The sequence below is a fragment of the Chloroflexota bacterium genome (assembly GCA_035652535.1).
Taxonomy (GTDB): Bacteria; Chloroflexota; UBA6077; order UBA6077; family SHYK01; genus DASRDP01.
In genome coordinates, this window is record DASRDP010000013.1 from 1 (window position 1) to 23,764 (window position 23,764).

The window sequence follows — 23,764 nt, forward strand, 5'->3', positions numbered from 1 at the left end:
CCTTCGGCCGCGCTGGCCAGCACCGGCGCAGTCGGCACTTGATCGAGTCCAACCGTAAAGGCGAAGACGCCGCGGGTGACGTGCCCATCGACTGCCGACAGGGCCTTCCACGTCACCGTAAAGGTGCCGTGGGGGAGGTCACCGACCCCGACGATCAATCCGAGCCGGTCCGAAGGGTCAGGTCTCAAGTCCCTGCGGTCCATCCGCCGCTGCGTTCGGTCAAGGACCTGGATTTCGCTGAAACGCGGCTCCGGCTCTTCAGAGAACCACAGCTCCACCTGCCTTGGGGCCACCTCGAGGATCGAGTCGGCGGCCGGGTCCGACCGGATCAGCTCGGCGTGCGCATCGGCTACCCGCGGGGCGGAAAGAAGCGCCAGCCCGATCGCGAGCCACAGGGGAGCAGTTCGCCATGCCGATACCCGGAGCCTCCGCGCGACGCGTCCATAAGCGAGCGGCCCGTCCGACGTCATGAGTGTTCGGGGCTCCCCTCGACGGGGGCCGCGTGGGCGGGCCGCCGAGCGAGCAGTCCTATCACGGCAGCGGCCGCGACGACGAGGCCGGTCGCTCCCAGAGCCACGCCGACGACGGCGAGGCTGCGCGCGGCCCCGGCGTCGGACTGCGCCGCGGCCGCTGCTTCCGCGGCTTGACGCGCGCTCCGCGCCACGTCATTCCCCAGGGGAATCTGGTCCGGGAACTGGAGGGCCTCCACGGACTGTACATCGTTGAAGCGGCCTGGCCCGGATTCGAATTCCTCATCGATCGGCTCGCTCTCGACATTGCCCGTGAAATGGAAAATGTACGTCCCGCTCCTCGTCGGAATGAAGTCGGCCACGTACTGGCCCGGGTGGCTAAACACGGGGCGGAGCTTCAACTCTTTCGGCTGCCCGCCGCCGAAGGCGACGGTCGCTCGGAGCGAGTCCGCCAAGCCCTCCACCGGTCGATTCTCCTCGCCGGGGACCGTGACGGTCAGTTGGGCGCCGTTCGGCTGGCCCTGGATGGCCGGTTCCGTGTTGAACCCAACAATGAATGAATAGGGACCGACTGCTCGTCGCTCGTGGGCTAGAGCAGGCGTAGGTATGACCTCCGCGATGGTCAGGACGACTGCCGCGACCGCCGCGGCGCAACTCAAAGGGCGGAATTCCACGATGTCCTCCAATTTTGACCCTCGGCGCCCCAGTCGGGGGGCCCGTGGAGCTCGCTTCTTACGTGCTGGTGGGTCAGATCTCTCGATCGTGCCCTTACCGTCCGGTGGAGCTGGGGCCTGTCCCCAGCCGCCCCGGTGCGGCTCTTGACGTCCCGGAGGGAGAAGAGTCCCCGCCGTGACGATCCGCGCCAACCGCGCCGTGGTCATGGCCCAGTTGGGGGAGGCGCGTCGCGCGATCAGGCCGGCGGCGGAGGAGTTAGTGGACGGATGTCAATCTGATTGAAGAGGCGGCGCCGGTCGCGCTGTATGCCCTCGCCGCGCGCCCGGACCACCGATGCGAGATTTGGCAGCGGAGCCGACAGCGCCTGGGTAGTGAGCAGTGTCAGGATGGCCAGGGGTACCGCCGGCACCATCGCTGGCGCACCAGGCAAGGCAACAGGGGTGGCGGTCGCCAGATGGACGTGGGGAACCTGGTAGCCGTGGAGATGAGGGGGGAGCGGCTCGCCATCCGGCACGGCGTGCGCGTGGCCTGGGATGCGCTCCGCGCCGTGATGGTCCAGCGCCACGACGAGAATGGGGAACAGAAGTATCGGCACCACCGCCCCCCGGAGAGCGCGACGGCGAAACTCGGCGGAAACAGCAACGCGCGCGAGCCTCCGCACGAAATCTCCACGAATAGATCCGTCCTCAGGAATTCTGCGGCGCGGGATTATGGGAGGGCAAGCGCGCGACCGCCGGCTTCGAATCAGCCGCCACGCGCGGACGACAGTCTCCTCGAGGCTCACACGTTCATCACCATCCTCGAGGGCGAGATCACCAACATCCCGATCGTGGACGGCCAGAAGGCGGAGCCGGTGGTCTATGGGCCGGGGGACTCATTCATCGAACCGGCCTGGGAAGGCCAGGAAGCAGGCAACAACGGAGCGGTCCGGGCGCGCTGGCTCCAGACCCGACTGGTGCCCAGAGGTGTCCCCGCCGCGGTCAATCTTCCCATCCCGAGCTCCCGTCCCGATGCACCCGACGTGACCGTACCGTACACCGCCAGCATGGAAATCCTCAATGTCAGTGGCCACATCGACGTCTACCAGAGCTGGACAGAGTTTTCGCCCGGCGACCAAATGCCACCTCACTTCCATCCCGGCGCTGAGCTGATCCTCGTAACGGACGGGGAACTTACGTCGATGAAAAGCGCGACGACGACGGTCCTTGCGGGCGAGGCGATCCGGAATCAACCGGGCGAGATTCGCGCCAGCGCCAACAGGTCGACGGAGCAGACACGAGTCGTCACGACCCATCTCATCGCAAGTGGCAGGCCGCAGGCGTTTCCAAGCGGAACAGGCAGCGCAGACGCCGAGGACAGGGATGAGTGATGGGTTAACGGTAGTCTCGCTGCTTCGTGCGGCACGCCTTTCGTGGAGGCGTCGGCTACGCGCTTGAAGCCGGCCGTTTGCCAGTGCGGCTTGGTGATCGCCCGCCAGTCGGTGAAGACCGCCGAAAGAGGAGCCTCGAGGCCATGACGGGGCGCATTGCCTGAATGTCGCGCAAGCGGCATCTGCACGTCGATGCGCTCGGGTTCATCATCCGTGCCTTGGCCCGGTGGGTGTTGGAACGGGCCTTCGGGTGGCTAGGCCGTTCCCGGGGACTCGCGAAGGACTACGCGGCTACGCGGAGTACCCGGAGAGCAGCAAGGCGTGGATGCACTTGGCGATGGAGCCATGGGCCTGCTCCGTCGCCTCGCTCTGGCCACCCGGGCTGTCACACAGGCTCTAGGCGGGCACGGCATGGGCCACGTCGTCCGGCTCGTGGAGGCAGACCGCGTTCTCCGGCCAGAGGAGCGTCTGCGCGGACGTTCGCACTTCCTGGATGGTACCCCAGGCGATCCAGGCTGCCAGTCCTGCCCCGACGAAGGCATCGACAACGCTCCATCCGAATGCCATCACGAGAATGCCAGCGGCCACGGGCGCCATCGAGACGTACACGTCGCCCAGGTTATGGAGATAGGCGAGCCGGATGGCAGCGCTCATATGCCGCACCCTGCCCAGCATGTGGGCGACACCCCCGTTGGCCGCTGCCGACAAGACGCCGACCACAATGGGGAGCAGCCCGCTGACCGGTGCGGGATTGAGCGCGCGATCGAAAGCCTGCCCGGCGATCATCGCGCAGACCACTAAGAGGCCCACCGAGTTGAGCAGATTCGCGGACCGTTGAAAGTTGCGGGACATGCCAACGGGCACAATGTAGGCAAGGGTCAGACAGACCAGGGCGAGCTCATCGGAAAAGTTGTGGGCGGCGTCGGCGACAAGGCTGAGGCTGTGACCGTGAAGACCAGCGATACCTTCGACAGCGAAGATCGCCGTATTCAGTGCGGCAGCGGCCACGAGAGGTTTTCGGACGTGGGACACGGTCGCACTCCTTGGTCAGGTCGCCGAGAGAATAGTAGACGACGAGGCTGATACGGTGATCGGCGATCGGCACTTCGCCCGCCCGGCCCCCGAGGGCTGCGGAAAGGCCTGCATGCGCGGCGTCGAGACCGGAGTATTATGGTCCAGGCAAACGAAGTGGCCCCGGACGCCCTGCCGTACTCTGACCGTGGAGCAAGCGCCATGATCGGCCCCGCCGACGTGCTGTCACGCGACATCGTCGAGCGCGTGCTGCTGAAGCTCGGCGTCGCAACGGAACCGGCGCCGAACCTGGAAGGATTGAGCGCCGTGTACCGGGCCTGGTGCCAGCGGGTGCCGTTTGACAACGTAAAGAAGCTCATCCACCTCGGCGAGGAATGTGGCGGGCCATTTCCCGGGGACGACGCCAATGACTTCTTCGATAGCTGGCTGCGGCACGGGACCGGAGGCACTTGCTGGGCGGGTAACGGAGCGCTGTTTGCGCTGCTCAACACCCTGGGCTTCGCCGCCACGCGCGGCATCGCGACGATGATGCGGTCGCCCAATACTCCACCCAACCATGGAACCGTCGTGGTCGAGCTGGACGGCTCGCGCTACCTCGTGGATGCGTCGATCCTCCATGGCGAGCCCCTCCGGCTCGAGGAGGCGGGGGCCACCGCGACCGCGCATCCTGCGTGGGGCGTGCGGTGCGAGCTGCGCGACGGTCGCTGGAACGTGGCGTGGCTCCCCTTGACCGCCCCTGAACGGATCTTCTGCCGAGTCGAGCGCCTCGGTGCGTCGGCCGACGAGTTCCGACGGATGCACGAGTCGACACGCAGCTGGAGCCTCTTCAACTATGCGCTTTCCGCGCGCGTGAATCGGCGCGACGCCGTCGTCGGGGCGGGACTTGGGCGGCGGGTGACCATCACGGCGACGGGCGCGGTCACGCAGCAGCCCCTCTCTCCGCAGGAGCGCGCGCGGCTCCTCATCGACGAGATCGGGATGAGCGAGGAGATCGTGAGTCGCCTGCCACCCGATCGGCCGACGCCGCCTCCGCCATGGGCCGCGACCAGCGGCGACGGGTCCGCGACGGAAGACTGAGGGATCGGCCGAGCGCTCTAGGCCGCACGCGGTCGGGATCCGTGGCGATCGCCCGGCCGAGCCAGGGCGAGCGGCGCGAGACTCACATCTCCATCGGCGCGGGCGCACGATCCCCTTGCGCCTGCCCCCGCGGCAACGCGACGTAGTCTCCCATCATGCCGTTTTCCATGTGCTCGGCCACGTGGCAGTGGAACATCCACGTTCCCGGCTCGTCCTCGACAAAGTCGATGGTGAGCGACCCACTTGGCCCGAGCAGAGACGAGTCCTCGGGTCCCGCAGGCGTCTGCCACCGATGCCCGTGGAGGTGGACCATGTGAAATTCGGTTCCCAGAGCCAGCACGCGAAGGCGGACGCGATCGCCAACGGTCGTTCGCGGAGTCGGCACATTCCCCATGTACGCGCGCCCGTTGATGACGTCGAAGTCGCGTCCGAGCCCCGTTGCATCCCGGTCCATTCCAGTGAAAAACATGATGAATTCTTTGTCGGGGCGGCTATCCTGGGACCGACGATCTCGATGGCGCCGAACATCCCCTTTGCCTGATTGTCCAGACCCTCTGCCGCGTGATCGTGATAAGGCCAGATTCCCGCAGAGTCCGAACTTGCGCTCCACGTGTATGTGAAGGAGCCACCCACCGGCACGGCGGTTCCGGGCTTGTCGGGGTCCGCGTCCGAATACGCGCCGTCGAACGCCGCCGTGTAGCGCACCCCGTGAGGATGAATGCTGTGTGCGCGACCGTAGTACGTATCCTCGTTCCGAAAATGAACGACGATCGTGTCGCCGACGTTGGCCCGAATCGTCGGGCCTGGAATGCCGTCGTTGTCGCCGATAACGTTCGGATCGTCGGGCAACGGCGAAGCCCAGTTGGGCGTATAAGCCCGGTACACGATCGCCTTGAAGGTCGTGTCCTTCGCGTCGAATTGGTCGCCGGTCATCATGTCTCTGCCCGTGCGTACGATGTTCCAATCGACGTTTTCGGACTGAATCCAGTACTCGCGGTTCATCGTTTTCGGCGCCTGATCCAGCCCACGCGCGCGCACGGCAATCGTCGCCATGGCCAGCATGGGCACGAGCCCTCCCACGACGAAGAGCCAGCGAACGGTCGAGCGCTGCCAGAACTCCATTCCACCCTCCAAGTCGGTGCGAATCCAGATCATTAGTCGATAGAAGCGCCCTTATTTAGCACAGACTAATATCAAGCGTCAAGGCCCGAGGCTCGCGGGCGTCGGGCTCTGCGCTCGTCCGCCGGATGCCCGATACAATGCACGAAGTACGGCCGCGGAGCCCGTCACGCGAGGGAAGCATGGGTGGTCTCATCCGATCCGGTCCTGTCCTCTTCGCGATTCTTCTTGCACTCACGGCGTGCGCCGGACCGGCTTCCCGTGACACCTCGCGAAGCGGCGGGCAGGCGGCTGGCTCTGGCGCAGAGCCGCGCAAGGTGACGATCGCGATCCGTGGCGAGCCCCGGACGTTCAGTATCAAGATCGATTCTTCTCCGTCGGTTCCGGGTGGAGCCGAGGTCGAGCAGCTCGTGAACGCCGGGCTGACCGTGACCGACAACGTCGGGGCCCTCCGCCCGCAGCTCGCCGAGGCGGTGCCGACCGTGGAGAATGGATTGTGGAAGCTCTTCCCGGACGGCCATATGGAGACCACGTGGCGATTGCGCGCCGGCGCCTCGTGGCATGATGGGTCCCCGGTCACGTCCGATGATCTTCGGTTCACCACAAGGGTCGTGCAGGACGGGGACCTGCCCGAGTTTCGCGACGCGCAGTTCGATCTGATCGAGTCGGTGTCCGCTCCGGACAGCAGGACTGTCGTGCTCCGCTGGAAGCAGCCGTTCATTCAGGCGGACGCGATGTTTTCTCAGAACCTGGTGCTGCCCATGGCCCAGCACGCCCTGGAGCCCGCCTATCTTCGCGACAAAGCCTCATTCACCGACAGCCCGGCGTGGAGCCAGGAGTTCGTCGGCTCCGGACCCTTCAGGCTGCAGGAATGGGCGCAGGGCAGCCACATGCTGCTCGCCGCGTTTGATCAGTACGTCCTTGGCAGGCCCAAGCTGGACCAGATCGAGGTGCGATTCGTCGAGGATTCGAACACCTTCGCGGCGAATATGATGGCCGGCGCCGTCGACATGAACCTCGGAGCGCGGAATCTGTCGCTGGAACAGGCGCTGCAGGTGAAAGAGCACTGGTCGGGCTCGATGGAGATCCGCTACCGTCAGCGCTTCGTGGCCCACCCGCAGTTCATGGACGCCAGCCCGTTCCTCATCAGCGACGTCCGGTTCCGCCGCGCCTTGTACCACGCGTTGGACCGCCAGCAGATGTCGGACACACTCCTTCCGGGCGCAACGTCACCGGTTGCCCACTTCTTCCTCGACCCCAGCGAGCCCGAATTCAAAGAGCTGCAGTCCGCGGCGATCCGGTACGACTTCGATCAGCGGCAGAGCGCTCAGCTACTCGAGTCGCTGGGCCTGTCGAAGGGACCGGACGGGATGTATCACGGAGCAAATGGGGAAAAGGTGACCGTCGAGATCCGAACCGTCTCGACCGACATCAACACGAAGATCATGTACGCCATGGCCGACTTCTGGCAGAAGGCGGGGGTCGCCGTCGACCCGGTCGTCATCCCACCCCAGCGACAGCGCGATCTCGCCTGGCGCGCGACGTTTCCCGGTTTCGACATGGAGCGCCAGCCCAGCGACACCGAGCCGTTCAAATATCTTTACGCCAGCCAGTCGCGGGTGGCCGAGACCAACTACCTGGGCCGGAACTACTCCAGGTACATGAACCCCGCGCTCGATGCGATGGTCGACGCGTACTTCACCACGATCCCCTGGGACCAGCGAATGGACATCGGCCGAGACATCGTGCATCACATCACCGACCAGGTCGTCTGGATGGATCTCTTCTACGACGCAGAGCCGATGCTCGTGAGCGGCAGAGTCAGCCACGTCACCCCCGTGTCCCAGGGCGCGGTGGCGTGGAATGCGCAAGAGTGGGATTTGAACTGAAGCTGAGCAGGGCGCCGCTGGGTGCGCGATGGATGCGTCCCCAGCGGCGCACGCGCGGATTGGGGAGGAGCCATGCTGACGCGAGAAGAGAACGATGCCCTGACGCGGACGGGTCCCGGCACACCCGGAGGCGATTTCCTTCGGCGCTACTGGCAGCCAGTGGCCCTTTCCGAAGAGCTACCGGATGGCGGCGCGCCGCTGCCGATCCGATTGCTGGGGGAGGACCTTGTCCTGTTTCGCTCTGAGGGCCGGATCGGGCTCCTTGCGCTCCATTGTCCGCACCGCGGCGCCGATCTCAGCTACGGCCGTCTGGAAGATGGAGGCCTCCGATGCATCTACCACGGGTGGCTCTTCGACGTTGGGGGGCGATGTCTCGATCAGCCAGGCGAACCCGCGGGCTCGACGTTTTTCGAGCGGATTCGTCATCGCGCCTATCCGTGCGTGGAGAAGGCGGGAATCATCCTTGCCTATCTTGGCCCGGGCGAGGCGCCAATCCTCCCTGCCTATGAGTTCCTCAACGCGCCAGATGGCTTCTACACGTCTAGCAAGGTGTTCCAGGATTGCAACTATCTTCAGGGCAACGAGGGGAACGTGGACCCGCAGCACCTCTCGTTCCTCCACCGCCTGTCGGTGCCCGGCGACGTGAACCAGACGCTGAACCGGCGCGTCACCGCGCCGTACATCGAGACGGAGGACACGAATTTCGGCGTGCGGATCTACGCGGTGCGCCGGGTTGACGACGAGCGCACGTACGTCCGCGTCACGAACTTCGTGTTTCCAAACTTCAGCGCCGTCGCCGGCGACAGCGAGGGGTACAGCGTCAACTGGCACGTGCCCATCGACGACACGCACCACTGGCGCTACGGGATCCGGTTCAATCGCGGCACGCCGCTCGCGCGCGGGCGCTGGGGGCAGACGGAGGTGGACGACACCTACCACATGATGCGAAACCGCGCGAATCGCTATCTTCAGGACCGGGAATCCATGAAGACATGGGCGTTCAGCGGTCTCGGCAAGAACTTCGTCCTGCACGACACCTGCGCGACCGAGGGCGAAGGGCCGATCTTCGATCGGACGCAGGAGCACCTGGGCTACACGGACCAGGCGATCATCGCCATGCGCCGCCGCATGCTCGCCGCTGTGCGCGACGTGGAGGAAGGGCGAGACCCGCCCCACGTGATCCGGGACCCCGCGGCAGCCGCCGACTTCGACATCTTCGTGCGCAACGACGTGGTGCTGCCCAGCTCTCTCGATTGGCACAACTACTGGCGGGACGAATCGACCCTGCGCGCCCTTGCGAGCACGCGTGAGGGCAAGTCCTCCGCGATTGTTGGCGCGTGAGATGCGCGGGCCGCCGTCGCGAGCAGTGGGCGCCAAGGGCGTGTAGAATGCGAGCACATGGGCGGCGCCGCCGCCTCCGGAGGTTAGGCTATGGCAAAGGTCGTCTTAGGCATTGGCAGCTCCCATGCTCCGCAGCTCGCTCTGCCGCCGGAGGAGTGGTGGCGGCGCGCCGAGGCGGACAAGAACAACCCCGCGTTGTGGTTCCACGGCAAGACGTATCGGTTCGACGAGCTGGTGGAAGAGCGCGCGGCCAGCCACTTCGAACAGGAGCTTTCGCCGGAAACGGCGCAGCATCGATTCAACACGTGCCAGCAAAGCATCGAGGTCTTGGCGCGCACGCTGGAGGAGGTGAACCCGGACGTCGCGGTCATCCTGGGCGACGATCAGGAAGAATGCTTCCTCGAGGACAACATGCCCGCGCTCTGCGTGTACTGGGGAGAGACGATTGACACGGTTCCGCCGCCCCCGAACCGGATCGGCGGCGAATACGGCGCCTCGCGCCCCGAGCTGAGCCGCTATCCCGCCCAGCGCACGGCGAATCCCTGCCAGCCGGCTCTCGGGCGCCACATTATCGACTGTCTCATCGAGGAGCATTTCGACCCGGCTCACTCGCGCCGCCTGCCCGGCGGGAAGCACGGCGATCACGGCGTCGGCCACGCCTTCAGCTACGTGTATCGGCGTCTGATGAAGGACGAGGTCATCCCCAACGTTCCCATTTTCCTCAACACCTACTACCCACCCAACCAGCCGACGCTGAAACGGTGCTACGCGCTCGGCAAGGCCCTGCGGCGCGCCATTGAGTCTTGGGAGGAGGACGCGACCGTCGCGCTAATCGCCTCCGGCGGGCTCAGTCACTTCGTCATCGAAGAGGACTTGGACCAGAATATCGTCGCCGCGCTGAAGGCGAAGGACGGCGATTCCCTCACGAGTTTTCCCGTCGAGTACTTCAACTCCGGCACGTCCGAGATTCGAAATTGGATCGTGGTGGCCGGGGCGCTGGAGGAGACGGACCTCAACATGGAGCTGATCGACTACGTGCCCTGCTACCGGTCCCTGGCCGGCACGGGCTGCGCCATGGGCTTCGCCCGCTGGGTCTAACGCGCCGCAATTGAGTTTTGGTGGAGGAGTCGTGAGCCGCTTGCCCGCTCCAACCCGCGATTCGCTGAACGCGGATGCCCAGGCGATTTGGGACCGCATCGCCGCTGCCCGAACCGGCGGCATGCGCGGGCCCTCGTCGATCCTCATGAACATCCCGACACTGGCGGATCGCGTCGATCGAATCGAGGAGTACTTTCGAAACCAGGCGGAGCTGCCGGCGCCCGACCGCGAGCTCATCATTCTCGCCACCGTCCGAGAGATGGGCGCCCGGTTCGCATGGGCTCGCCATGAAGTTCGCGCGCAGAACGCCGGCACGCGGAAGGAGGCGGTCGAGGTCCTCCGCCAGCAGGGGCCGACGGACGCGCTAACGCCGCGAGAGCGGGTGATCGTCGACACCGTCCGGACCCTGAGCCGGACGAAGTCGCTTCCGAAAGAGCAGTTCGACCAGGCGCTGAAGGCGCTGGGCCAGCGCCAGCTCATCGAGCTGGTCACGCTGATGGGCCAGTACAGCCTCATCGGCTTTGTGATCCAGGCCTTCGAGATCCCCGAGGAGAGCCCGACCTTTTAGGCGCGCACCGACGCGCGACGCGTCACGTCTTCGCGACGGGAGTGGGTGACACGCCCCGCCCAGCGCTCGATCGGGCCTCCACGTCGGATTCCGCGGCGAGATAGGCCGCCTGGAGCGCGTCGCGGAGATCGGGGGACGGGTCGCGCCAAAGACGCCGGTCCATCGCCTCGAGCAGGCGCGCCGCGATGTCCCGGAGCGCCCACGGGTTCGCGTCCCGCAAGAACCGCTGCGTCTCGCCGTCCAGCGCGTACGCCTGGGCGACGCGCGCGTACATCCAGTCGGCGACGACGCCGGCCGTCGCATCGTAACCGAAGAGATAGTCGACCGTCGCGGCCAGCTCGAGCGCGCCCTTGTAGCCATGTCGCCTCATCGACGCGATCCACTTCGGATTCGCGACTCGCGTCCGGAAGACGCGCGCCGACTCCTCGCGAAGGTCGCGGACGCGCGGGCGCTGGGGGTCGGCGCTATCCCCGAAATACCGACGCGGGTTCACGCCCGACACCGCGCGGATGGCGGCGATCATGCCGCCGTGGTACTGGAAATAGTCGTCGGAGTCGAAGATGTCGTGCTCCCGGTTGTCCTGGTTCTTCACGGCGGCGTCGACCGATGCAAGGGAGGCGCGGAACTCGGCCCGCGCGTCCACCCCGTCCACGTCGACTCCATACGCGAACCCGCCCCAGTTCACGTAGACCTCGGCGAGGTCCGCGTCTGTCTGCCAGTTGCGCTCGTCGATCAACGGAAGGATGCCCGCTCCATAGGCCCCCGGAGGTGATCCGAAGACGCGGTACGCGGCCCGGCGCGCCGCCTCCTCCGGGCTGGCGCCGCCGCCCACCAGACGTTCCGTCTGCGCCAGGACGTGCCTTCGGACGGCATTCTGTTCGACCGGCTCGTCCAGCGCGGCAACCGTGCGGAACGCCCGATCCAGGAGCGCGATCAGATCGGGGAACGCGTCCCGGAAGAAGCCCGAGATCCGGCAGACGACGTCGATGCGGGGGCGCCCCAGCTCATCGAGGGGAATCACGTCGAAGCCGACCAGGTGGCGACTCTCGGGCTGCCAGCGCGGCCGTACCCCGATGAGCGCCATGACCTCCGCGACGTCGTCGCCGTGGGTGCGCATCAGACTCGTCCCCCAGACCGAGATGCCGACCGACTCCGGGTATCGTCCCTCCTCGTCCAGATGGCGACGGAGCAGCTCGTCGGCGAGCTGGCTCCCGACGGTCCACGCGGCGAGGCTCGGCAAGCTGCGCGGGTCCACCGTGAAGAAATTTCGGCCCGTTGGCAGGACGTGCGCCATGCCCCGGGTTGGCGCGCCGCTGGGCCCCGGGGGCACATGCTCGCCCTCCAGAGCACGAAGAAGGTTCTCGATCTCCTCATCCGTCCGTCGGAGATTGGGCACGAGCGTTTCGCACGCGAAGCGCAGCGTCGTCGCGATGGACGCCGCGGCGCTATCCGCCCCGCGAGCCTCGTCGCCGCCGAGGGCCTGGGGACGCGCGCGCATGACGCCACCAAGCGAAGCGTGCATCGTGGGCTCGATGGCGCCGGGGTTGAACTCAGCCGCGGCAAGCGCCTCGAGGAGCCGTCGCCCGATCAGATCGATCGCTTCGAGCACGTCCGCATTCGTGGGAAGGGCCCGCCCGACAGCTGCCTCGAGATCGGCAATGGGAGACGGGCTTCCATCGCCGCGTCGACGCTGCTCGAGGTCGCCTGGGTCCGTCGCGGGGCCAGGTTGCGACGATTCGGGGCGGGGCCACGCGACTCGGGCGCCCAGGTCGCTGAGGACGTGCGCGAGGTCGAGCCCGAACCACCGGGCGACTCCGTCGCGCAAGCTCGGGACCCCTGCGTTGGGCAAACGCACCAAGGCGAGGAGGGTATCGATGAGCTGCGCGCCCGCCGGCGGCTGACCGAGGGTGTGAAGTCCGTCGCGAATCTGCGCGCTCGTCAATTCACACAGGTAGCCGTTGACGTTTTCGATGAGGTGGGCGAAGTCCCGGGCGCCCATGTCGGAGATGGTATAGGGCACGCCGTCCTCGTGGGCCTGCGGGTCCCAGGGGTGCGTGTGGGTGGCGGAGTCCCGATTCAGCAGCAGCGCCAGATCCGAATCGAGCCGCGCGCGCTTGATGAGATCCCAGATCTGCTGCTGAAGGAGCGGCAGCTTTTCGGGGTCGAGCTGCTCGAGCTGGTAGTACTCGTCGACGAGACGGCTCAGCTCCTCGACCTCGCCGTATCCTTCCGCCGTCGTCATCGGCGGCGTGAGATGGTCCACGAGCACCGCGTGGGCGCGCCGCTTCGCCTGCGCCCCCTCACCTGGGTTGTTGATGATGAAGGGATAGACGAGCGGCAGGTCGCCGAGCATGAGGTCCGGGTAGCACGCGCTGGAGAGCCCGACGCTCTTCCCCGGAAGCCATTCGAGGGTACCGTGCTTGCCCACGTGGACCATCGCATCTGCGCCCCATCCGCCGTTGTCGATGGACTCGCTCAGCCATCGATAGAGCGCGAGATAGGGATGCGGCGGGGGGAGGTCCGGCGCGTGATAAATGGCGGACGGATCCATGCCGTACCCTCGAGGAGGCTGGATCGCCACAAAGACGTTTCCGCAGACGAGGCCCGCGAGGGCAATGCGCTCGCCGTCGACGTAATACGCGCCCGGCGGTGGCCCCCACTGGTCAGTCGTCTCGGCCCGGCGATTTTCGGGTAGTTCGGCGATCCAGCGCGCGTGCGTCGCCGCGGCCACGTGAACCGGCATATGGCGGAGCTGGTCCGCGGTGAGCACCTCGCGATCGTACGACCCCCGCTCGATGAGCTGGTGCAACAGGGCATCGCCCGATTCCGGAAGCTCGCCCACCGAATAGCCCGCCTGCCGCATCGCTTCGAGGATCCGGAGGACCGAGGCGGGCGTGTCGAGCCCCACCGCGGCGCCAACGCGCGATGCTTTGGCGTTGGCGTTCGTGATGATCACGGCGATCCGCTTTTCCTTCCTCGGCTTGCGCCGGAGCGCCGCGATCCGCAAAGCGAAGCCGACCGCGCGCACGACGCCGTCGTGATTGGGCCCGTAGAGCTGACCTGGTGACTCAATCGCCCCGCCGCTGAGGGTCGGTGGATGCACTTTGAAGCTCACCGGCGGGCCGATGATCCGTCCGTCTAGCTCCGGGATAGCCACGTTCATGGCCGTGTCGACCGGGGAGAGGCCGCGCGTCGAATCCTCCCACTGGTCGCGCCAGGTCGAGGCGGCGACGGCCTGTACCACCGGCGCGCCGAGCGTCGCGAATGGGTCCGCCGCGCTCGCCGTGTGATCCGCAACGCCAGCGGCGAAGCTCGTCGTCGTCAGGAGAACGTCGATGGATGCGCGCCCGTCTTCCAAGAAGTAGCGGAGCGCGGCTGGGACGCGCCCGACCTCCTCATCCGTCTCGTCTCCGTCATCCTGGAGTGAGGAGGTGAAAACGGCGATGGCGCGGGCGCCCCGCCGCTCAACCTCGCCAATCAGCGCATCGACGAACTCGGTGTTTCCAGACAGGGCGTGGGATCGATAGAAGAGGATTCCGACCACGGGAGCGCCGGGTGTCCCGCCGTCTTCGTCCGGCGACCGGTAATAGACGCCGTGGCGTGGCTGTGGCTCCGGCGGGTCATAGCCAAAGCCCGTGGTCAACAGGTGATCGCTGAGGAAGCGGAGCATGTGCTCCGCGTTCTTCAGCCCGCCGAGCTGGAGATACGCCAGCGCTTCGTGTGCGACGGGGGCGCCGACGTTCGAGGCGGCCGTCAGCTCCGGATCGAGCGTACTGGTTCCGGGAAGGCAAACCAGCCATTGGTCGTCCTCGCCGGCCCGCTCCACCACGCGCTCGAATCCGCCCCGGAAGCTCGATCTCCCACCCAGCAGCCGAAGGATGACCACGTCGGCGCCCGGCACCACGGCATCCACGAACGCTCGCGCGTCTGCTTCATCCTTCAGATGGGCGATGTTGAACCCGCGAACCGCGGGGAACTCGGGTCCGAGGGACGGGACGACCCGCGACAAGGCGAGAAGGTCGGTGTCCGCGTGCGTCAGGAAGACAAACCCGCCGGGGCCGTCGCCCGCCGCGTGCGACGCCACCATGGGGTGCGCGTGGCCATCGGCGTCCCAGCCGAAGGCGTTGAACTGAAGATGGGCCAGCTCCGGCGGGGGGGGCAGATAGGCCTGCGCGGCGACCATGCTCTCGATGTAGTCGTAGAGATCCAGAACCAGCCGCTCGCTATTGAACGACTGAAACCAGATAGGCCGACCGTCGAACAGCAGCATGACGACGTTCGCCAGGGTGCAGGGCCCCAGGCAGCCACCGATGGAGAGGTGCACGTGCGGCCGGAGGCGTCGCCGCTCCCACTCGGCGTGGTACAGGTCGGTGGGGACCGGCGCCGCGCCGTGGACCGTGTCGCCGCAGCAGCACCCCATGGCGCAAACGAAGAGCTGACCGCGCTTGCGCGCGACGTTGACGAGCTTGCCATCCGACCGGGTGACCAGATTCCGCACGATGCGGCGCTGGGTCAAAACTCGATCCCCGGTTGCGCTTTGATCCCAGACTGGTATGGATGCTTGATCTCGCGCATCTCCGTCACCAGATCGGCAAATTCGATCAGCTCTGGCGGCGCGTCCCGGCCGGTGATGATCACGTGCTGGCCCTCTGGTCTAGTCCGGAGCACGCCGATGACTTCCTGGACGTCGAGCCAGCCGAATTTGAAGCAGTACGTCATCTCGTCCATGATGACGATATCGTACTGCCCGCTCTCGATGCGCTCGCGGCACTGGCGCCAGCACTCCTGCGCCAGCGCGCGATCGCGATCGATGTCTTTGCTGGTCCAGGTGAAGCCGTCGCCGAGGGGGATGATCTCGACGCCCATCTTGCGCGCAGCCCGAATCTCGCCCCAATTCGCCGTCTTCGCCTTGATGAATTGGAGCATGACGACCGGCATCCCGCGCCCCCACGCGCGGAGGAGGACGCCCAAGGCGGCCGTGGTCTTTCCCTTGCCATTCCCCGTATTGACGAGCACGAGCCCTTTCGCGCGACGATTCGGATGCGCCCGGACGGCCGCTTGCTCTTCCCGTTTTCGGGCGCGGCCGGTGTCCGAGAGGTCGTCGAGAGGCGCATCCGGGCGCGCGCCGATCTCGGGGCTCATCCCGGCGCCCCCGTCGTCGCGGGGGCTTCGGGCGCCCACGCCTGTTCTACGATCTCGATGGGGCCGTCCTGCTCGATGACTTCCCAGCGGCTGACGTCCTCCTCACGCCAGAATCGCAGGCTCACCCGCGCTTGTCCGATCCGCAACCCGCACAGCTCGAGGTCGGGAAGCCAGCGCGGCAGCGTTGGAGCGACGTAGAGCTTGCCGGCCGGCGCGTCTCCTCGCAGCCCGAGGATCGCCTGGACCAGGTGAAAAATAGACCCCGCCGCCCAGGCCTGCGGGATGTTCGCTCCGGCGTATTGGACCGGGTAGCTGGTCGTCCGTCGTGGAAGCCCGCTATACAGCTCGGGCAGTCGATAGCTGGCATGGTAGCGCGCGGCCTCGAAGATGTCGCGGGCGACCCGGTTCGCCTCCTCCGAGAATCCATAGCGCTTGAATCCCAGCGCAATGATTCCGTTGTCGTGAGGCCAGACCGACCCACGCTGATACGAAAAAGGGTTGTAGGAGGGGTTGAGGGACGTCAGCGTGCGGATTCCCCATCCGCTGAACATGTCGTCCTGCATGAGTCGGCGCACGACGCGCTCGGCGCGCTCGGGCAGTGCGATTCCGCTCCAGAGACAATGGCCGGCGTTGGACGCGATGGTCTTCACGGGCTGCTTCTCCGGGTCTAGGCAGAATGCGTAGAAGCCGATGTCCTCACACCAGAACGCCTGGTCGAATCGCCGCTTGAGCTCGGCGGCGTCCGCCCTGAGCCGCTCGGCCCGCTTCGGCTCGCCCAGCACGTCGAAGACCTCGGCCATGCGCCGCTTGGCGTCGAACACATATCCCTGGAGCTCGCAGAGGGCTTTCGGCTGCCTGACCATTCGCCCGTCCGGGTAGACGATGGCGTCGCCCGCGTCCTTCCATCCCACGTCTTCATATCCTTGCGGCGAGCGCGAGCGGTATTCCTGGAATCCATCGCCGTCGACGTCCCCGCAGTGATCGATCCATTCGAGGCAGCGCAGCGCGGTCTGCCGGTGCTCACGAAGCAGCGCAGTGTCCCCGATCCACTTCCACGCCTCGTGCAGCACGATGAGATAGAGGATGGTGGCGTCGGCCGTCCCGTAGTAGGGGGTGTGAGGGATTTTGTGGAAGTGGGCCAGCTCGCCGACCCTCAGCTCATGGGGAATCTTCCCGGGCTCGGCGTCGCGCCAGTCGTCGAACTCTGTCGCCTGGTATTCGGCGAGCTTCGCCAGGGCTCCGCGTGCCAGGGCGGGATAGATCAGCATATTCTGCATGCTGACAATCAGCGTGTCCCGGCCGAAAATCGTCACGAACCACGGGACGCCGGCCGCCGGGAGCCACACGTCCGGCGCAAAATCCTCGTCATAGAGTCTCAGGGCGCCCATGTCCTCGACGGACTGAGTGTAGGCGCGATACACGTGCTCGTTGCTGGAATTCAACCGCGTTGCCATCGCCCGCCAGTCAGTTTGGAGCCGGTCCATCGCGGTGTCGCCCGTGTTCGCGATCGCGTGGCAGGTATAGAGCGGTTGGCGCGCTCTGCCGCCCTCTACCAGGACGTAGTGCGCGCACGCGTGCCATGATTCCCCTGGCGATAACGTAACCTCGAATACGACCCGCCCATTCGCGTAGTCGGGCTCTGAATCGCAGTTCAACAGCCGGTAGATGAAACGCCGGTGAAAGTCGCGATTGCTGTACGACGTGACCAGCTGCGCCCGACTGGGGTACCAGCGCGTCGTGGTGCGGCCACGGCGAACAAATCGGTGTCCTTTGACCTCGAAGAGGTCCGCGAAGTCCGAGAGTAACGCCACCTGAAGCTGGAAGCGGACCTGGTGGTCGGCGAAGCTGACGAGATCGAGATCCTCGTGGATTCCATCGCCAACCGTCCGGGTCACCGTCAGTCCCACCTGGTTGGTTCCGATCTCGCCATCTTCCGTTGAGATCGGTGGGTTGGCAAAGTGCAGACGAGCGGCGTAGTAGCTCACGGGGCTCGACGTGAGGAGATTCCAGCGCTCCTCGTTGATGTACAGCTTGTAGAAGCTGACGAACCGCGTGTCCCCGGCGAAGACACCCTGCTCGCTGGCGGGCTCGATCTCGCCGCGTTCGTCGGTCACCATGAACGTGCGGTCCTGGCTGATCGTCAGCCCGGTGGTTCCGACTTTGATCTCGATCGGCATGCCTATGCCCTTTCGGCGCCGAAACGGGGCGGTAAGCCTCGCGGGTTCGCCCTGACGCACGACCCACGCGCGTCGCGCGAACGCTGGATACTACACTGTCGGAGAATGAAGCAGAAAACGGTCACGCGGTAGAATCGCAAAGCCCCCGGTATTCGAACTCCGGTGAAAGGATGCCCATGCAGGCTACGGAAAGTCCGAACTATCGCGAGCTCGTCAAGCGGGCGATTGACGCCGGCAAGTACGACCTCCTCCCCGTTTGGTTTCGGAGCACGGTTCTCGATCGATACCGGGGGGATCCGGACTGTCGGATCCTCCGGACCGACAGCGCCGGGCGCCTACGCGGGCCAGGCGGCTGGATGCTGAATTTCGGGATCAGTCCGGACGATGCATTGATCCATCTTTCGATCTCCACCGCCCTTGGCATTCCCGAGGGGCACCGCGAGCACTGGCTGTCCCATCTCGTAAGTCCACCGGTGGGCGAGAACTTCCTCCGCATGGTGATGACGCCCGGCGCGTGCATCGACGACGGCCGCAGCCGCGAGTGGTGACTGGGCGGCGCCGCGCGGGCGGTCGCCCTTAGGCGGCGAGCGCCTCGTAGACGAGCGCGGTGCTCAACCCGTAGATCAGATGGGGGACGACGTCGGCGGTCCAACCTGCCAATCCCCACTCGGATGGCTCAGTCGCGCCGAGGGTTGTGGCCGGCACCTCGCTCGCGGCCATCGCCGCGCCGCCGAGAAGGATGCCCGCGGCTGGGATGGGCACGTCCCGCACGATCGCGCGCGCTGAGCCGTAAAGAGCTCCGAGCGCAAGACCGACTCCATACCCCATCAGCGCGCCCAACCCTTCGCGACGGTTCTTCACTTTTTCCGAGCGACGTTGCTCGTGATGCGACGCCTCCTCGTCCGTCACCAGGCGCAAACCCGCTTTCCCGGCGATCTTGTCCGCGACCTTAGCGGGCACCTCGCTGGGCGGGCGTCCCCGCCAGGCCATATCGATGGACGTGCTGACGTTCAGGGCCACCGTGCCAACCGCGCCGGCGGCTACTCCCGCGAAGACCTGTTTCACCATTTGGTCCTCCCACCCCGTGTGGCGCTCTCGCTGCTGGGTCTCTTTTCAGCCTATCACGCGCGTCGATCGTCCGTTGACTCGGCCGGCCCGGGACCCTTACCATCAGATCGAAGGTCGACCGCGCTGCGCATGCGGGCGGGTTTTCGCTGAGGGGCCGATGGAGAAGCTTCCACGTCGTCGACTCGCGCTGCTCACGAGTCTCATGTTCCTCCTCGTTGCAGGCTGCGGGACTCCGAGCAGTGTCCCGTCGACCGGCGGCGCCGCGACCGGCGCACCGGCCCAGTCGACCGGCCCAAAGCGCGTCGTCGCAGCGATCATGGGCGATCCGACCACATTCAGCTACGCGGTGAGCCGGGCCGGTTCGGGAGGAATCCCCGGGGTCGACGCCCTCGAGCAGCTTGTGAACGCTGGGCTGACCGAGCCCGACGACAAGGGCAGCCTGCGGCCACAGCTCGCTCAGGCAGTGCCGTCGATCGACAACGGGCAGTGGCAGCTCTTCCCCGACGGTCGGATGCAGACCTCGTGGAAGATCCGAGCCGGCGCACTCTGGCATGATGGCACACCCGTGACCTCCGACGACCTCGCGTTCACCGTTCAGGTGGGGACCGATCGAGACATTCCCGCGCTGGGAAACGCCGCCTACGCCAGCATCGACGGCGTCGATACGCCTGACCCGTCAACCGTGATCGTGCGCTGGTCCAAGCCATTCATCCAGGCCGACGCGATGTTCACCTACAACTTTGCCGTGCCGCTGCCGAAGCACCTCCTGGAGCACGCCTACACGGACGACAAGGCCAACTTCACCCAGGTGCCCTACTGGACGCAGGACTTCGTCGGAACCGGCCCGTTCAAGCTCCGCGACTTCTCCCGCAGCAGCTATGCCATCCTGGTCGCGAATCAGAACTACATCCTGGGGCGGCCGAAGATCGACGAGGTGGAGCTGCGATTCATTCCCGACCCGAACGCCATCATCGCCAGCATCCTCGCCGGCGAAGTGGAGCTGACGATGGGCCGCGGCCTTTCGCTCGAGCAGGCGACCCAGGTGCGCGATCAGTGGCCCGATGGCAAGATGGCCGTCTCTCTCAATAGCTGGCTCGCGGCCTATCCACAGATGTTGAACCCGACTCCGCCAATCGTCACGGACGTCCGATTCCGGCGCGCCCTCATCGAAGCGATCGATCGGCAGGCCATGGTTGACACCCTTCAGGCGGGGCAGAGCGCCGTGGCGCATAGCTACGTTTCGCCAAATACGGCGGAGTTCAACGTGATTTCGACCAGCATCGTGAAGTACGACTTCGACGTGCGCAAAGCGGGCGATGCGCTGCAGGATCTGGGCTACGCCAAGGGAGGCGATGGCTTCTTTCACGACGCTGCCGGACAGCGGCTGGGGCTCGAGATCCGAACCACGGGCGGGGACGACCTGCAGGAGAAGACCATGCTCTCGATTGCCGATAACTGGCAGCATCTGGGCGTGTCCGTCGACCCGGTCGTCGTCCCGCGCCAGCGCGCAGCAGATCGGGAGTACCGGGCCAACTTCCCCGCGTTCGAGGAGGTCCGCCAGCCCAATGACCTCACGCCCGACTCGCTGACCCGTTACTACGGCCCGGAGTCTGCGCTGCCGGAGAACCAGTACCGCGGTGGCAACCGGATGCGCTACCAGAACCCCGAGCTGGACGCGCTGATCGAGCGTTTCTACGTCACCGTCCCCAAGGCCGATCGCGAACAGGTGCTGGCACAAATCGTCCACCACATGACGGACCAGGTGATCCCCATCGGCCTCTTCTACAATGCCGGACCCATCATGATCGGGAATCGACTCCTGAACGTCGGGGCTGGCGGGTCCCAGGCGACGCCAGCCTGGAACGCCGAGCAGTGGGACGTGCGATAGCGACGCTTGGTACAGCGATGTGACGCGTCGCGGGGCCCAGGGCCCGCGGGACTTTGCGATACTCCACCGTTACAATAGGGAACTGCCCACCTGGGCTGAACCACGTCAGCCGCCGGCCCCGAACCGACTCCGTGGGCAGGTAATGGTACGGAATCCAAACCACTGGCTCAGGAGAACTCCATGTCCTCGCCGTTCCCACGCTCACTGTCCGCTCGTCTCGCTGTCCTGGCTGGCTTGAGCGCGTTCGCCATCGGAATGTTCGCCAACGCGGTGCTGATTGCCGATCCGAGGGCGGAGGCCCAGGACGACTGCACACAGCCCTCAGACTCGGGATGCCCGATGGGCATGAACACGCCGTTTCAGGCCGCGCTGACGGACCCTTCAACGCAGCACACGTGGCTCCTCGACGTGGCGGACACGACCGACTTCACCGTCACGCTCACCAACCTGGCTGGCGACTACGAGCTGACCGTCTACGGCCCCGACGGATCTCTGTACGGCTCGTCCGACAATGGCGGGACGCAGGATGAGGTGGTTCCGGTGACGAATCTCGGCGTGGGAACGTACACCGTGGTGGTCGACAGTCTGAGCGGCGATTCCAGCGACACGCCATACACCGTCATCGCGACCCAGGCCGCTCCCCCCACGCCGATCACCTTCACAACCTACGGAACCCCGGTCCCCAAGTCGTTCTCATCCTATCGCTAGTCGCGAAAAACGAGCCGGTCGAGGACCACGAGATCGTCGACGCGCTTGAAGCGCAGCGGCGGGGGGACGGGACCATTGTCTGCAGATCGGTATCGGAGGTGGAATTCGGCGACGCGCGCCGCCGTGACCCCTGGCGGGAGCGTCGGGGTGATGCCGCCCTCCTGGACCCAGTAGATCGGCCGTCCATTCGCCGCCAGTCGTGCCATGGACGCGGAAATGGCGGGCGTCAGCGCGCCAGTCGGGAGAGCGAAGGCGTCGACGCCGAGATCGAGGTCGAGTGGGAGCGCCGCGTGGATCCCTGTGGGACCGGCGGAGAAGACGACTACGGCGCCCGGCTCGACCGCCCTGGCAATCGCGTCGAGCGCCGCTATCGTCCCGGAAGCGTGGCGCGGACCGACGAAGTCGCGGTCCTGAACGACGCCCATCGCCACGCCCAGCCCGAAGAGGATCGCCGCGAGCGGGCATCCGAGCACGCGCGCCCCGGTCCACCATTCGCGCGCCACGGCCGCCAGGGCGCGTGGCTGTCGGTTTGCGGAGCCCACGAGAGCGCCGCCCGTCTCAGGGGAAGAAGACCCAGCCGCGGCGTCGGACCAGCCCGGCGCGCGCCACAGAGCGGTGGCGCCGACGCTGGCCAGCATCGCGATGAGCGGCACGACGGCTGGTACCAGCCGGCGTACCATCCACGGATGGTCGCCCGTCACGAGCGGGTCCGGAAGATACAGCAGGGCCGGCAGACCGGCAATGATCAGGACGGGCATGAGCTGGCGCGGGGCGCCGCGCCAGCCGGTCACAGCAAGCCCGATGGCCGTGAGAACGAGGATCGGCCAGGGTACATACCCGGCCACCCAGGCGATGGGTGACCCGGCGCCCTCGGTTGGGTCGCGGCCTGCGTTCGGCGCCACGCCGATCAGCGCCGCGCCCAGGCCAACGACGGCGACCGCGAGCGCCACACCTCTGCGCGCTCCAAGCCACGCCCGAGCGTGGCGGGACGGGAGGTCTCTCAGCCTCCAGCCTGCCGACCGCGTAGCCACGATCGCGGCGACCAGACCCGCGGCCGCCGCGATGCCGATCGCTCCGCGAGTCGCGGTGAAGCCGCTGTAGGTGGTCGCCACGTAGATGGGCGCGACGAGCGCATAATGGGCAATCGCCGCGACGAGGCCGGCGCCGCCGATCAATGCCAACCATCGGCGCCCGTCGTTCGGACTACCCTGTGCGAGGAGCCCGACCGCGAGCACGAGAAGCACACCGTCCGCCCGAGCAAGGAGGGCCGCGGCGGCGCTGAGCGCGGCCAACCCCGCCCATCGACTCGACCCTTCAGTTCGCCACCGAATGACACTCCAGGCGCTGATCCATGTAAAGGCGCCCAGCACCGGCTCCGCCATTGGCTCGCGCGCCCACCACACCTGGGCAAACGAGGTGGCGAGGAGGACGCCAACGATAGCCCATGACGGCCGGGGGTCGGTACGACGGCCGCACGTCGCCGCGGCGGCCAACATCGCGTACGCGAGGGCGAGGGCCCCGAATGCGCCGGAGACGTGCAGCGCCCCCTCGACTCCGGCCACACTGGCCGCCAGCGCGATCCACACGGGGAGAACGGGCAGAAAGCCGCCCTCCACGGTCCCGCCGTCGAGGTCGCGGATGAACAGCTGCGTCGGGAACCGGATGCGCGCGTGGTTGAGGACGTTCTCGAAGAACCAATCGTTCACCTCGGTTGGACGCAGACCGGACGCCAGCTCGGCGAGGGCGGGATCGTGGATCGTCGTTCCACCCCAGCGCGAGATCGCGAAGCCGGTGGCGACGTACACCGCTGGATCGCGCGGCCCGACGATGTTTTCGGATCCCGGGGCGATGAGAGCGCAGCCGACCGCCAGGATTGCGGCGGCGATTGCCGCGTCGTGGCCCGGGCGAAAGCCCCGAGGATCGATCGGCGGTCGCCACCACAGCGCCGTAGCCACCGCGACAATGCTGACAGCGGCGCCAGCGAGGAGCGGACCAAACCATCCGAAGTCCGCGACGAGGACCAGCGTGAGCGAGGCGCCCGACACGGTTGCGCCGAGCCAAGCCGCCCATCGATCCAGCCCGGTAATACGCTGTCGCTCCCCGATCGTCGGCATGAGATGGGTCATCCGTCACCGCGAAGCGG

Annotated in this window: 18 protein-coding genes; 9 read left to right on the forward strand and 9 right to left on the reverse strand. The window is 66.5% G+C overall.

Translation table 11 applies throughout. The annotated features are described in order from the left end of the window. The coding region (locus tag VFC51_02045) for a copper resistance CopC family protein (protein ID HZT05783.1) at positions 1-470 on the reverse strand (470 nt) is incomplete at its 3' end. After that, positions 467-1,144 carry a hypothetical protein gene (locus VFC51_02050; GenBank protein ID HZT05784.1) on the reverse strand — a complete coding sequence of 226 codons (678 nt, stop codon included), beginning with the start codon at positions 1,142-1,144 and terminating at the stop codon, positions 467-469. The genes VFC51_02050 and VFC51_02045, both read right to left, overlap by 4 nt. 455 nt (positions 1,145-1,599) lie before the next feature. Between VFC51_02050 and VFC51_02055 the strand changes: the two genes are divergently transcribed. Next, entirely contained in the window at positions 1,600-2,514 is a 915-nt protein-coding gene (locus VFC51_02055; GenBank protein ID HZT05785.1) for a cupin domain-containing protein, read from the forward strand. Positions 2,515-2,910: 396 nt separating this feature from the next. Here VFC51_02055 and VFC51_02060 read toward each other — a convergent pair whose 3' ends face one another. After that, positions 2,911-3,546: a cation transporter gene (locus tag VFC51_02060; protein ID HZT05786.1), complete on the reverse strand. Its 636-nt coding sequence runs from the start codon at positions 3,544-3,546 to the stop codon at positions 2,911-2,913. A 201-nt stretch (positions 3,547-3,747) separates the two neighbouring features. Here VFC51_02060 and VFC51_02065 point away from each other — a divergent pair, with 201 nt between their 5' ends. Continuing rightward, the gene (locus VFC51_02065) at positions 3,748-4,623 is read left to right on the forward strand and encodes an arylamine N-acetyltransferase (GenBank protein ID HZT05787.1); all 876 of its coding nucleotides are present in this window, start codon (positions 3,748-3,750) and stop codon (positions 4,621-4,623) included. An 82-nt stretch (positions 4,624-4,705) separates the two neighbouring features. Here VFC51_02065 and VFC51_02070 read toward each other — a convergent pair whose 3' ends face one another. Further along, positions 4,706-5,092, reverse strand: coding sequence for a multicopper oxidase domain-containing protein (locus VFC51_02070; GenBank protein ID HZT05788.1), 387 nt, complete (start codon positions 5,090-5,092; stop codon positions 4,706-4,708). Positions 5,093-5,924: 832 nt separating this feature from the next. Between VFC51_02070 and VFC51_02075 the strand changes: the two genes are divergently transcribed. The 4 genes from VFC51_02075 to VFC51_02090 all read left to right on the forward strand — a co-directional run bounded on the left by VFC51_02075 (position 5,925) and on the right by VFC51_02090 (position 10,638). Then, the gene (locus VFC51_02075; GenBank protein HZT05789.1) at positions 5,925-7,631 is read left to right on the forward strand and encodes an ABC transporter substrate-binding protein; all 1,707 of its coding nucleotides are present in this window, start codon (positions 5,925-5,927) and stop codon (positions 7,629-7,631) included. A gap of 72 nt (positions 7,632-7,703) precedes the next feature. Then, a complete protein-coding gene (locus tag VFC51_02080) occupies positions 7,704-8,972 on the forward strand; it encodes a Rieske 2Fe-2S domain-containing protein (protein ID HZT05790.1) in 1,269 nt (422 codons plus the stop codon). A gap of 90 nt (positions 8,973-9,062) precedes the next feature. Next, positions 9,063-10,070, forward strand: a complete 1,008-nt coding sequence (locus tag VFC51_02085) for a protocatechuate 3,4-dioxygenase (GenBank protein ID HZT05791.1) — start codon at positions 9,063-9,065, stop codon at positions 10,068-10,070. A 31-nt stretch (positions 10,071-10,101) separates the two neighbouring features. After that, positions 10,102-10,638, forward strand: coding sequence for a carboxymuconolactone decarboxylase family protein (locus VFC51_02090; protein HZT05792.1), 537 nt, complete (start codon positions 10,102-10,104; stop codon positions 10,636-10,638). 22 nt (positions 10,639-10,660) lie between these two features. On the opposite strand, the gene VFC51_02095 is transcribed toward VFC51_02090, so the two are convergent. From VFC51_02095 to VFC51_02105, 3 genes are read right to left on the reverse strand one after another with little or no spacing between them, the layout of a single operon-like run. Then, on the reverse strand, positions 10,661-15,154 hold the full coding sequence (locus VFC51_02095; GenBank protein ID HZT05793.1) for a cobaltochelatase subunit CobN: 4,494 nt from the start codon (positions 15,152-15,154) through the stop codon (positions 10,661-10,663). Next, entirely contained in the window at positions 15,151-15,780 is a 630-nt protein-coding gene (cobO, locus tag VFC51_02100) for a cob(I)yrinic acid a,c-diamide adenosyltransferase (protein HZT05794.1), read from the reverse strand. The genes VFC51_02095 and cobO overlap by 4 nt, the downstream gene beginning before the upstream one ends. Then, positions 15,777-17,957 carry a glycogen debranching N-terminal domain-containing protein gene (locus VFC51_02105; GenBank protein HZT05795.1) on the reverse strand — a complete coding sequence of 727 codons (2,181 nt, stop codon included), beginning with the start codon at positions 17,955-17,957 and terminating at the stop codon, positions 15,777-15,779. The genes cobO and VFC51_02105 overlap by 4 nt, the downstream gene beginning before the upstream one ends. Positions 17,958-18,133: 176 nt before the next feature. Here VFC51_02105 and VFC51_02110 point away from each other — a divergent pair, with 176 nt between their 5' ends. Then, on the forward strand, positions 18,134-18,505 hold the full coding sequence (locus VFC51_02110) for a hypothetical protein (GenBank protein ID HZT05796.1): 372 nt from the start codon (positions 18,134-18,136) through the stop codon (positions 18,503-18,505). 28 nt (positions 18,506-18,533) lie between these two features. Here VFC51_02110 and VFC51_02115 read toward each other — a convergent pair whose 3' ends face one another. After that, positions 18,534-19,025, reverse strand: a complete 492-nt coding sequence (locus tag VFC51_02115) for a hypothetical protein (protein HZT05797.1) — start codon at positions 19,023-19,025, stop codon at positions 18,534-18,536. Positions 19,026-19,182: 157 nt separating this feature from the next. On the opposite strand from VFC51_02115, the gene VFC51_02120 reads away from it, so the two are divergent. Beyond that, positions 19,183-20,913 carry a peptide ABC transporter substrate-binding protein gene (locus VFC51_02120; protein HZT05798.1) on the forward strand — a complete coding sequence of 577 codons (1,731 nt, stop codon included), beginning with the start codon at positions 19,183-19,185 and terminating at the stop codon, positions 20,911-20,913. Between the two features lie 180 nt (positions 20,914-21,093). Beyond that, on the forward strand, positions 21,094-21,621 hold the full coding sequence (locus tag VFC51_02125; protein HZT05799.1) for a PPC domain-containing protein: 528 nt from the start codon (positions 21,094-21,096) through the stop codon (positions 21,619-21,621). On the opposite strand, the gene VFC51_02130 is transcribed toward VFC51_02125, so the two are convergent. After that, the gene (locus VFC51_02130) at positions 21,618-23,735 is read right to left on the reverse strand and encodes a hypothetical protein (GenBank protein ID HZT05800.1); all 2,118 of its coding nucleotides are present in this window, start codon (positions 23,733-23,735) and stop codon (positions 21,618-21,620) included. The genes VFC51_02125 and VFC51_02130 overlap by 4 nt on opposite strands. Positions 23,736-23,764: the final 29 nt, after the last annotated feature.

Bases quoted from the DNA above. Each gene is read 5' to 3' on its own strand.
- VFC51_02075 (HZT05789.1), top strand. From the start codon at position 5,925: ATGGGTGGTCTCATCCGATCCGGTCCTGTCCTCTTCGCGATTCTTCTT.
- VFC51_02065 (HZT05787.1), top strand. From the start codon at position 3,748: ATGATCGGCCCCGCCGACGTGCTGTCACGCGACATCGTCGAGCGCGTG.
- VFC51_02085 (HZT05791.1), top strand. From the start codon at position 9,063: ATGGCAAAGGTCGTCTTAGGCATTGGCAGCTCCCATGCTCCGCAGCTC.
- VFC51_02080 (HZT05790.1), top strand. From the start codon at position 7,704: ATGCTGACGCGAGAAGAGAACGATGCCCTGACGCGGACGGGTCCCGGC.
- VFC51_02130 (HZT05800.1), bottom strand. From the start codon at position 23,735: ATGCCGACGATCGGGGAGCGACAGCGTATTACCGGGCTGGATCGATGG.
- VFC51_02125 (HZT05799.1), top strand. From the start codon at position 21,094: ATGTCCTCGCCGTTCCCACGCTCACTGTCCGCTCGTCTCGCTGTCCTG.
- VFC51_02115 (HZT05797.1), bottom strand. From the start codon at position 19,025: ATGGTGAAACAGGTCTTCGCGGGAGTAGCCGCCGGCGCGGTTGGCACG.
- cobO (HZT05794.1), bottom strand. From the start codon at position 15,780: ATGAGCCCCGAGATCGGCGCGCGCCCGGATGCGCCTCTCGACGACCTC.
- VFC51_02120 (HZT05798.1), top strand. From the start codon at position 19,183: ATGGAGAAGCTTCCACGTCGTCGACTCGCGCTGCTCACGAGTCTCATG.
- VFC51_02070 (HZT05788.1), bottom strand. From the start codon at position 5,092: ATGTTTTTCACTGGAATGGACCGGGATGCAACGGGGCTCGGACGCGAC.
- VFC51_02055 (HZT05785.1), top strand. From the start codon at position 1,600: ATGGACGTGGGGAACCTGGTAGCCGTGGAGATGAGGGGGGAGCGGCTC.
- VFC51_02105 (HZT05795.1), bottom strand. From the start codon at position 17,957: ATGCCGATCGAGATCAAAGTCGGAACCACCGGGCTGACGATCAGCCAG.
- VFC51_02110 (HZT05796.1), top strand. From the start codon at position 18,134: ATGCAGGCTACGGAAAGTCCGAACTATCGCGAGCTCGTCAAGCGGGCG.